General features: G+C 43.3%; 10 protein-coding genes and 1 pseudogene. 2 read left to right on the forward strand and 9 right to left on the reverse strand.

The features are described from left to right. The first annotated feature begins 40 nt into the window (after window positions 1–40). Window positions 41–748: a GntR family transcriptional regulator gene (locus tag R7E78_RS12630; protein WP_053307578.1), complete on the forward strand. Its 708-nt coding sequence runs from the start codon at window positions 41–43 to the stop codon at window positions 746–748. Between the two features lie 19 nt (window positions 749–767). Here the strand turns inward: R7E78_RS12630 and mnhG are convergent, their stop codons facing one another. The 9 genes from mnhG to R7E78_RS12675 all read right to left on the reverse strand — a co-directional run bounded on the left by mnhG (window position 768) and on the right by R7E78_RS12675 (window position 8834). Then, complete coding sequence (gene mnhG / locus R7E78_RS12635; RefSeq protein WP_005373314.1) at window positions 768–1061, reverse strand: monovalent cation/H(+) antiporter subunit G; 294 nt, start codon at window positions 1059–1061, stop codon at window positions 768–770. Next, window positions 1061–1339, reverse strand: coding sequence for a cation:proton antiporter (locus R7E78_RS12640; protein ID WP_005373317.1), 279 nt, complete (start codon window positions 1337–1339; stop codon window positions 1061–1063). Before R7E78_RS12640 ends, mnhG begins: the two co-directional genes overlap by 1 nt. Continuing rightward, a complete protein-coding gene (locus R7E78_RS12645) occupies window positions 1332–1808 on the reverse strand; it encodes a Na+/H+ antiporter subunit E (protein ID WP_005373320.1) in 477 nt (158 codons plus the stop codon). The genes R7E78_RS12640 and R7E78_RS12645 overlap by 8 nt, the downstream gene beginning before the upstream one ends. Then, the gene (locus R7E78_RS12650; RefSeq protein WP_213904431.1) at window positions 1805–3301 is read right to left on the reverse strand and encodes a Na+/H+ antiporter subunit D; all 1497 of its coding nucleotides are present in this window, start codon (window positions 3299–3301) and stop codon (window positions 1805–1807) included. Before R7E78_RS12650 ends, R7E78_RS12645 begins: the two co-directional genes overlap by 4 nt. Further along, the gene (locus R7E78_RS12655) at window positions 3298–3651 is read right to left on the reverse strand and encodes a Na+/H+ antiporter subunit C (protein ID WP_017633704.1); all 354 of its coding nucleotides are present in this window, start codon (window positions 3649–3651) and stop codon (window positions 3298–3300) included. Before R7E78_RS12655 ends, R7E78_RS12650 begins: the two co-directional genes overlap by 4 nt. After that, window positions 3651–6320 carry a hydrogen gas-evolving membrane-bound hydrogenase subunit E gene (gene mbhE, locus R7E78_RS12660; protein ID WP_206970217.1) on the reverse strand — a complete coding sequence of 890 codons (2670 nt, stop codon included), beginning with the start codon at window positions 6318–6320 and terminating at the stop codon, window positions 3651–3653. Before mbhE ends, R7E78_RS12655 begins: the two co-directional genes overlap by 1 nt. Window positions 6321–6484: 164 nt before the next feature. Further along, window positions 6485–6676: a hypothetical protein gene (locus tag R7E78_RS12665; protein ID WP_082245536.1), complete on the reverse strand. Its 192-nt coding sequence runs from the start codon at window positions 6674–6676 to the stop codon at window positions 6485–6487. A gap of 109 nt (window positions 6677–6785) precedes the next feature. Further along, the gene (locus tag R7E78_RS12670; RefSeq protein ID WP_318057932.1) at window positions 6786–7721 is read right to left on the reverse strand and encodes a universal stress protein; all 936 of its coding nucleotides are present in this window, start codon (window positions 7719–7721) and stop codon (window positions 6786–6788) included. A gap of 393 nt (window positions 7722–8114) precedes the next feature. Continuing rightward, window positions 8115–8834, reverse strand: coding sequence for an SDR family oxidoreductase (locus tag R7E78_RS12675; protein WP_053307575.1), 720 nt, complete (start codon window positions 8832–8834; stop codon window positions 8115–8117). 135 nt (window positions 8835–8969) lie between these two features. Between R7E78_RS12675 and R7E78_RS12680 the strand changes: the two are divergent. After that, a pseudogene (locus R7E78_RS12680) lies at window positions 8970–9458 on the forward strand (LysR family transcriptional regulator); the annotation flags it as partial. Window positions 9459–9547 lie beyond the last annotated feature (89 nt).

Below are 9547 nucleotides of genomic sequence, written 5' to 3' on the forward strand. Positions count from 1 at the left end.
CACATTCTTGCTATCATGATCCAAGACTTAGCGAGGTATTATGAAACCCAAATACATAGACATTGCGGAACGATTAGAAAAAAAGATCAAAGATGGGGAACTACAACCTAAATCGATGCTTCCAAAAGAGAGTGATTTGCAAGAAGAGTTTTCCGTAAGCCGCGTAACCATCAGAAAAAGCTTACAAATTCTGGTCGACAATAATTTAATTAGTCGGACAAGAGGTAGTGGAACTTATGTAAACGATCTAAAAGCCCAACATGATGCCTTACATTTGCTGGGTTTTATCGAGGAAGTCAGTAAACAAGGGAAAACACCTAGCTCTCAAGTCATAAAGTTCGAACTTAAAAAGCCGAATGAGCAGGTTGCTAAGCAGTTAAATCTCTCGCCCAATGATGATACATATGAAATACATAGACTCAGGTGTATTAATGATGAGCCTGAAATTTACGAAGTCACTCATATGCCAGCAATGTTATTTCCAGACTTGAGCATAGCCATAATGAATGGTTCTAAATATGAGTACATTGAAAATAGCAAAGGATTGAAAATTGCGAAAAGCAGTCAGTCTGTCAAACCGTATTTGTTAGATGCAGAGACGGCCTCATACCTGAATGAATCAGAAGCTTCCCCTATTCTAAAAGTTGAGTCCACTGGTTACCTAGAAGATGGTCGTGCATTTGAATATACCGTCAATTACTTCCGACTTCATCAATACAGCTTCGAGTTTATTTCAACTAGGACGTAGTACTATTCGACGCTAATGGTTAATCATTGCGCCAAATCTTATATCCGACCTCTCGCATTGCTCTGCCGAGCAGGTGGGAGGCGACTGGCGCAGTGAGAACGATAAACAACATCGTACCGATAACCCGAGAGATCACGGTAACTTCAGGGAGTGAGAAAGCGACCGCTAATAACAAGCAGCTCACTCCGACAGTTCCAGCTTTGGTCGCTGCATGCATTCGGGTATACAAATCAGGAAGCCTCAGGACACCTAGACTTGCAACCAAGGTCAACAATGTTCCTAAGCATAAAAATAGTCCAATCAACACGTCCATTATTCTTTCTCCTTTCTTTTAACGATCAAACGTGCAAATGCGATCGTGCCGAGAAATGCGACCAAACCTAATGTAATGGCGATGTCTAACAGAGCGTCCTCACCGCTGTCTAAGGTGTAAACCGTAATAAATCCGATAGTGATAAATGAAATCAGATCTAACGCCACAACTCGATCAGCTAGCGTTGGTCCTAGAATTAAACGAGCAAAAGCCATAACAAAGCTGAGTAGTAGCCCAGAATAGGCAAAAGTGACCGTTATTTGCAGCCAACTATCCACGCGTCACCTCCAAAATTCGATGCTCTAACCCATCTTTAATTCCGCGAATAACCTCTTCATGTTCAGGTGCAAACATGGCATGAACGATAAGATACTTTTTATCAGCCGTAACATCCAAACTAAGCGTGCCCGGTGTTAAAGAAACCATGTTCGCCAGTAATGTGATTTCTAGATCAGAATCGACCTCCAGAGGGACATAAACGATATCAGGCTGACTCAAATGAGTAGGTGTCACGACGTCCCACACCACTTTCGCAACCGATATAACCATTTCATAAGCGAAGTACACCAATAACTTCAATGCAGATGCAAAACGTTGAAAATAGCTCGTTTTCAATCCAAATGGTTGACTCAACCTTAAAGCAAAAAAACCGACCGTAAATCCGACAACAAAATTCAGACTCGAATAGCTGCCATTAAGCATCATCCACGCTAACGCTAAGAAAAAATTGAGGAATAGATAGATCATGTATTTCCTCCTAACACCACTCTGATGTATTCAGTCGGATTTAACAGTTGTTCTGCAGCCTGAACGGAAAATTGATAAAAAGGCTCCGCCACTAAGCCAATGATTAGCGTCAACGTTGTCAATACAATAATTGGAACGCAGTACAACCAATGTACTTTGGCCTGCAGAGTCTGTTCTGGCTTCTCTCTAAATGGCTTTTTCCAAAATGCCTCACTCCAAATTTTCGTCATCGAGTAGACGGTAAGCAACCCCACCAATAACGCGGTACCTGCTAACCAGTAATATTCAGCCTGTATGCTCGACTTGATGACCAATAGCTTTCCCCAGAAACCCGATAGCGGTGGAAAACCGGCCAGAGAAAACGCAGGGACAAGAAACAAGAACGCCAACCAAGGCATAGCTTTGTATACCCCACCCAAATGTTCAAGTTGACTAGAGCCATATTTGCGCTCGATGAATCCACCTATTAAGAACAAATTCGCTTTTACAATGATGTGATGAACAATGTAGAAAATGGCACCGGCTAAAGCTAAGGGAGTGTAAATAGCCAACCCCATGATCATATAGCCTATTTGGCTAATAATATGAAAAGAAAGAATTTTCTTAATGTCGAATTGGCTAGCTGCTCCTAAAACGCCCGTTAACATGGTTAGCCCTGCGACCCAAATTAACGTCGGTTGCCAGCCACTCTCGGCGAGCGGAAATACTAAGGTGAAGACTCTTATCAACGCGTATACACCGACTTTAGTAAGCAACGCGGCAAACAGTGCCACCACACCGCTTGGCAACGTGTGATAAGAAGCGGGCAACCAAGCAAATAAAGGAAAGAGTGCCGCTTTAATAGAGAAGGCAAACAAAAACAGCGCGGACAGCATCATGTTGATGCTCAATTCATTTTCCCCTACTTTGGTGTAGAGATCGGCCAGGTTCAAGGTGCCCGTTGCGCCATACAACAAGCCGATAGCAAGCAAAAATACCAGCGTCGAAATCAGGTTCAACATCACGTACTTTACTGCACCATCAACTTGAGTTTTCGTTGCATCTAACACCATTAAACCAAATGATGAAATGAGCATGACCTCAAACCAAACATACAGATTAAAAATATCTCCAGTCAGGAAAGCGCCATAAACGCCAGCAAGCAACATGTGCATTAACGCATGGTAATTGCTATAGGAGGGCTTTCGGTGAAGGTCCGCCATCGCGTAGAAAACACATATCGCACCAATCACCGCCGTTATCATCACCATAGCAACGCTGAGGTAATCTGCGACAAACACGATACCAAATGGCGCACTCCACTGACCAAAAGCAACGGCTTGAATACCATTATTTATGATGTTTTCTGTGAGAAAGCCCGCTACGAAAAGGTTCGAAATCGCACTTACACCGCTCAACCACTCAACACTTTTTGTTGAGCGACGGACGAAGAAGATAGTCAACGCCGTACTCAGCGAGAGAACAACCGGTAACGTAAGCAAAATCGAACTCATTGACCCTCCTCAGAACGTTGCATTTCATCGACGTTTGCAGTTCCAGTGTCTTTATAAGCTCGATAGAACAGCATTAAAGCAAAAATAAGCAGTCCAAAACCGATGACTATCGCAGTTAAGATAAGCGCTTGAGGTAAAGGATTTGCCGCGCTATCTGGTGGTAAAAGAGCATTATCGCCAATCAATGGCGGTTCTCCGGGCGTCAGCCTCCCAGCGGTAAAAATAGCAAGGTTAACCGCACTACTGAGTAACATGATGCCGAACAAAAGACGCAAGATATGCTTTTCAAGCATTAAATAAACACCTGCTGCGACAAATACTCCAACGACAACACTCCAGACTATTTCCATCACTCTAGCTCCTCATTAATACGAAGCAGCATACCCATCACGCCACCTATAACGGCAAGGTAAACACCAACATCAAAAACCAATGGCGTCCCTAGTGGTATCACATCTTTCCACCACAGTCCGGTCAAAAACGGTTTATCAAACGCAAAGCTCAAAGCACCAGAAACTAAGCTCAATGCGATGCCAGATAACGCAATGAGAAACGGCTTGAAATACAACCTAGAACGAACGTATTTCGGTGATTCCGCGAACATGAGAAGTGATAAACCAATAACGGCAATCAACGCACCAATAAAGCCACCACCCGGTTCATTATGACCACGTAACAACAGATACACTGAAAATACGAGCATGAGTGCCGAAACAATGTGTGCCGTGGTTGCAAAAATTAATGATTGGATACGATTTTGTTTTTTCGCTCTTGTCTTAAGCAAACTCACTGCCGCAATCCCTGCAATAACAACGACAACAACTTCTCCCAATGTATCAAATGCGCGAAAGTCGACCAGAATAACGTTAACAATGTTTCGCCCATGTCCACCCGGGACACTGTTTTCTGCAAAGAAATCTGACACCGAAGAGTCCATCGGCTGAGACGTGATTCCTAACAAAAGTAAAGTAACCGAAACACCTATCACACCTGCTATGCAAATATTCGCTACTTTACGTTTTATTGAATGCTTGGGCACGGTGGTTAGACGTGGCATATGACGCATTAACAATGCAAGAAAGACCACCATTAATGTTTCCACTAACAGTAAAGTCTTCGCAACGTCCGGGGCGCTATAAATCATAAAAACAAGCGTGGTCATGAAGCCAATCATACCAAGCGCAGAAATCGCAAGAAGTCTTGCGTGGGACAACGTACATACGAGCGCAGCACCAATCAACAATAAGGCAATACCAATCTCATAGAAAGTGACACTTGAAAGTTCGCCAACCAAAGGCAGAGGAATAAGCGCTACCTGACTCAGTAACGCAACGGCAAGTACCGTGAAAAATAATAGGACATAGCGACTCAATTTCTTTTGCTGTAACCGCGCCGTTTGCCACTTCGCCACTGTCATCATGCCATCTAATAGTCGTTCAAAAATATTCTCCGCTTTGGGGACGAATAGATGTAACCGCTGAAAAAATGCAAACACAGCTGGATAAACACGGTACACCACATACCCCAACGCTAGCGTAATAACGCTTAACACTAACGGTACATTCACGCCATGCCATAGTGATGTCTCTTTAAGAGTTGCTGTGGGCAGAATGTCAGCAGAGCCCGGAAAAATAATATTGCGATCTAACCAATTCAAACCGAATAACGGAACTAGGAGGCTGCCAACTGCCAAGAGCAAAGGCGAGATCCACATGGCTTTTTTTGTCTCAACTGGCTTAGTTTCAATCGGCACGAGATCACGGCGAGCAAAGAATGGTCTCGCAATAAGCATAATGGTTAGCGCGACCATCAGTATATTCACGATTAAAAGTACAAAGGCGATCCAGTTATTGAGCTCTACTGCGGACTTGTACATGTATTCTTTGCTCAAAAAGCCTAACAACGGCGGGAACCCCGCTTTAGACAATGCAGCCAAACTCCCCGCAACCATGCTGATGACGAGAACTGACTTCAGGCCGTACAATTGATCAATATCTCGTGTTCCTGTCGCTTTGTCGATATTACCCACCACCATAAACAGCGCAGCTTTATAGAAAGAGTGAGCGAGAATAAACATCAATACTGCACTAACGGCCAAATCTGTGCCCATACCTAGTAATAATGTTAATTTACCCAAAGCAACATTCGTGCTGTAGGCTAGCATCAGCTTCAAGTCAGTTTGTTTTAATGCGACAAATGTGCACCAAATGGCCGTGATACTCCCAGTGATGACTAAAGCATAAAACCAGATCTCGCTGTGGGCATAAACTGGCGATAAACGTGCTAATAGGTAAATGCCTGCCTTTACCATTGTTGCCGAGTGTAAATACGCACTGACCGGAGTGGGAGCTGCCATCGCGTTAGGTAGCCAAAAATGAAACGGGAATTGCGCAGATTTAGTAAATGCACCGAGTAGTATGAGCACTAGAGATGGGATAAACCATTCATGCTGCGCAATAGTGTCTGCCTGCTCGATAATGGTATTTAGCTCATAACTCCCTGCCATTGCTCCCAGCAAGATAAGACCAGCTAGCAACGCTAGTCCACCAGCACCGGTAACAATCAGCGACTGCAAGGCGTTTTTCCGAGACGTTTTATTTTCGTGATTAAACCCGATCAGTAAGTAAGAAGTGATGGTGGTGAGTTCCCAGAAAACAAATAACAACAGAATGTTATCGCTCATCACAATCCCTAGCATGGCAAGCATGAATAGGGTTAGATACAAATGAAAGGAAAACCGGCTATCACTTTCTCGTAAATAAGCCAAAGCGTAGATTTGAATCAGTGCGCCAATCCCACTGATCAGTCCCGCAAAAAGAAATGAAAGGCCATCTAGTCTAAAGCTAAGGTTGATATCGAGGCTTGGTATCCATTCCGCATTCCAGCTCACGCCTGCAGGAGTATAGATATAGAAGAGAAAAGAGAAGATTAAAACTGGCAGCGCAGGGAAAATCAGTAAGACCAACTGATTATCTAGGTTTTTCGGCAGGTTTTCTTTACCCGTTATGTTATTCAACATCGCAGCCCATTCGTTATTATAAGAAGGTACGCGCTATTCGGCGCAAATGACAAACTCCACTGTATTGTTTTAGCCCAAGCGCTTCAAAAACGATCATGAAACCAAGGGAAAAGTAGCAAACAGTAATCACTGAGTGCTACTTAGAGGAACGCCGATACAAACCGCTATTTGCTGTCTGCTACGGCATAAGAACGTAGGTCACTACTTACATATTCTTGGCTGAATGTATATGGATTATCGTCATCAGCTAACTCGAATGCATCGTAGGTGCAGTCACCGATATCATTTCTCGGACAAACATAAACATTCGAACGTTCTATCATTTCTGTGTGGCATTTCGGGCATAGGTTTTTCATGTCACTCTCCTCTGATAACTTATTGATACATTGATAATTCCATGTTCTAGAGATCCATCTCCCTCCTTTACCTAAAACATCACTTAAACCCAACTTTGTTACACCCCAATTACTGAATCGGTGAGACAAAACCATCGGGCTTAAGAGCGACCAAACTACAGTTAATCGATTGCAAAATATTTTCAGCCGTATTACCAATGACATAACCAGATATACCAGTTCTCGCTAAGGTTCCCATTACCAGCACGTCTACCTCAATACTCTCTACGTAATCTGGAATCTTTTCGTCGGGTTTTCCATGCAGGTGGTGAATCACAATTTCACCTGTAATCCCAGACTCCTCCAACAGCTGTTGCAGAGCTTGTTTATGATCGGCTTTTGCTTTGTCGAGTTCATGTTTCAACTCAGCATCATCGACTTGAATCCAAGCGTTACCATTAAGGTAGTTTTCTAAGTAATACTCCCAGCAAGAAATCACGTGTAAACGACTATCGCAGGTGTCGGCTATCGAACGCGATAATTCGAGTAAACGCACGGCTAATGAGTGCTGTTCATCGCTTGCCGTTAATGGGTCGATAGCCACAGCAACACGGCGTTTATCTCTTGGCTTATCAATTGGTCGGTGCAACCAAAGCGGACAAGGGCATTTTCGTAACAGAGTAATATCAATAGCTTTGAAACCCTCAGCACCTTCACCGAGCGGTTCAGCTTCTTTGATGATGAGATCTTTGTTATCAGCTAATGCTTCTTGAATAATACAGACAGCGGGCTTTTCACTGCTTTTCACAGTAAGAGGAAATGCGAGATCCTCTTCAGAGAGTCCCAGCTTCTGTCTGTATTCGTGAATACTTTGTTTGAGGGAGTCTTGCAGCGATTGCTCATAACTTTGCTGATACTGGATCATGTCTGTTGGGAAATCAGGACACGCTATTAGCCCTGAGACAGGCACTTTGTTGCTAGATGCAATCCTCATCGCTTGTTCGAGGGCGTCACTATGGCCTGGCAATCCTTGTGTTGCAAAAAGTATGTTTGCGAATCGTTTCATACACACCTCCTTGTTTGGTTAAATATTAACCACCCACAAAGTATAATACCTAACGGATAATTGTAACGGCTTGTGACGTTGATGAAATCAATTCTCATTAAGAGACGGATATTGCTTCATTTTGTTTTACGTCACACTCTCCTTTCTTCACAACTATCGCCTTCGACCTAAATAAATTCCTCTACCTAAAGTTGAGACCAAATAAAAACCCAAATTACTCAAAGTTTTTTCTCACCTTGAGTAACTTGGGTATAAGCAATAACACACTTAGTGTCCGGATTTAAATGGATGACCTAAATTTTCACGCAACTTAGTTTAAAGATGCCATCTCAATCACGAATCGATATGCAAAGTTTTACGGCTTTAGTGACCTAAAATCGCCGTAACTCGATGTTAAGGTTGTTGTTTTGTCGGTGCCAAAGCAATTTCACGAACACATACACCTTGCGGTTGCTGATAAGCAAACAGCACTGCTCGTGCAATGTCGTCTGCTGCCAACACGCCGCCCATATCCACCTTCCAGGCGTCATAACCATCTTTAATATCTTGAGACGTTGTATGTGAAAGTAATTCCGTTTCCACTGCACCAGGTGCAATCGTGGTAACGCGAACATTTGATGACGCAACTTCTTCACGTACGTTTTCAGAAATAGCATGAACCGCAAATTTGGTACCGCAATAAGCAGCATGATCAGGGAATGTTTTCTTGCCCGCAATAGAGCTGATGTTAATGATCGTACCACTGTTACGTGCTTTCATCGGTGCTAGGACGGACTGCATGCCATTGAGCAAGCCAATTACGTTCACATCAAACATGCGCTTCCACTCCGATGCTTCCTGAGTATCTATCTGACCGAGAAGCATAACGCCTGCGTTATTTACAAGTGCATCTACCGGACCATACAACGCTTCAGCTTTCTCTATTGCAGCCTCGAAAGAAGCTTTGTCGGTCACATCTACCTTTTCACAAAGCGTATTTGGTAAGTTTAATGCTTCCAAACGTTCTACACGTCTTGCTAACAAAAGAAGAGCATGGCCCTGGTCACTGAAGTGACGTGCAATCGCTTCACCAATGCCTGAACTAGCGCCTGTAATAACAATTAACTTTTTCATTTTGAATCCTTAATCGAACGGTTTACATCAGTGGCGGTAAGTTTAAGAAAACTTTGTTTGTTGATATATACCGACCTAGTTGAAACACTGTTGTTATACTGCAACAATACTTTTTTGAATTATGAAGAAGTCATCATGCAAACACACATCAACCTTGCGGATATTCGCTCTTTCGTCCTAATCGCTCAACTAGGAAACTTCACGAAAGCAGCAGAGCAACTTGGCGTTTCTCGCTCACACGTTTCACGTCAAATAACAAATCTGGAACAACAGATTGGTGTCACTTTGCTACAAAGGACCACTCGAACACTGAACCTCACCGAAGCAGGCAAGGTTCTGTATAAACAGTGTGAAACTGCCCTTCACAATATTGATCAAGCTGTTATGGCAGTGGTTGATGATGTAGAAGACTTAAGAGGTGACATTCGTATCAACTGTGTCGGGGGCTATTTAGGAGAAGACGTTGTCGCAGATATCGTTGCTCAATTTCTAATCCAACACCCACAAGTGAGCATTAACTTAGATTTTAGTAGCCATCGTGTCGATTTAATCGCGGATGAATTCGATATCGCTTTTCGAATGGGAAAGTTAGACGACTCCAACTTTATCGCTCGCAAACTGATCGGGCTTTGTTGCGTAATTCGATGGAACTAAATCAAGAAGCTACGATCTGAGCGGTTACGCCCATCAATCGTCGTAGCCTCATGCCTAAA

Source organism: Vibrio sp. YT-19(2023) (assembly GCF_033337395.1).

Coding starts and splice junctions, on each gene's coding strand:
- R7E78_RS12665 (WP_082245536.1), bottom strand. CDS start 6,676: ATGAAAAACCTATGCCCGAAATGCCACACAGAAATGATAGAACGTTCG.
- mnhG (WP_005373314.1), bottom strand. CDS start 1,061: ATGGACGTGTTGATTGGACTATTTTTATGCTTAGGAACATTGTTGACC.
- R7E78_RS12645 (WP_005373320.1), bottom strand. CDS start 1,808: ATGATCTATCTATTCCTCAATTTTTTCTTAGCGTTAGCGTGGATGATG.
- R7E78_RS12675 (WP_053307575.1), bottom strand. CDS start 8,834: ATGAAAAAGTTAATTGTTATTACAGGCGCTAGTTCAGGCATTGGTGAA.
- R7E78_RS12650 (WP_213904431.1), bottom strand. CDS start 3,301: ATGAGTTCGATTTTGCTTACGTTACCGGTTGTTCTCTCGCTGAGTACG.
- R7E78_RS12655 (WP_017633704.1), bottom strand. CDS start 3,651: ATGGAAATAGTCTGGAGTGTTGTCGTTGGAGTATTTGTCGCAGCAGGT.
- mbhE (WP_206970217.1), bottom strand. CDS start 6,320: ATGTTGAATAACATAACGGGTAAAGAAAACCTGCCGAAAAACCTAGAT.
- R7E78_RS12670 (WP_318057932.1), bottom strand. CDS start 7,721: ATGAAACGATTCGCAAACATACTTTTTGCAACACAAGGATTGCCAGGC.
- R7E78_RS12630 (WP_053307578.1), top strand. CDS start 41: ATGAAACCCAAATACATAGACATTGCGGAACGATTAGAAAAAAAGATC.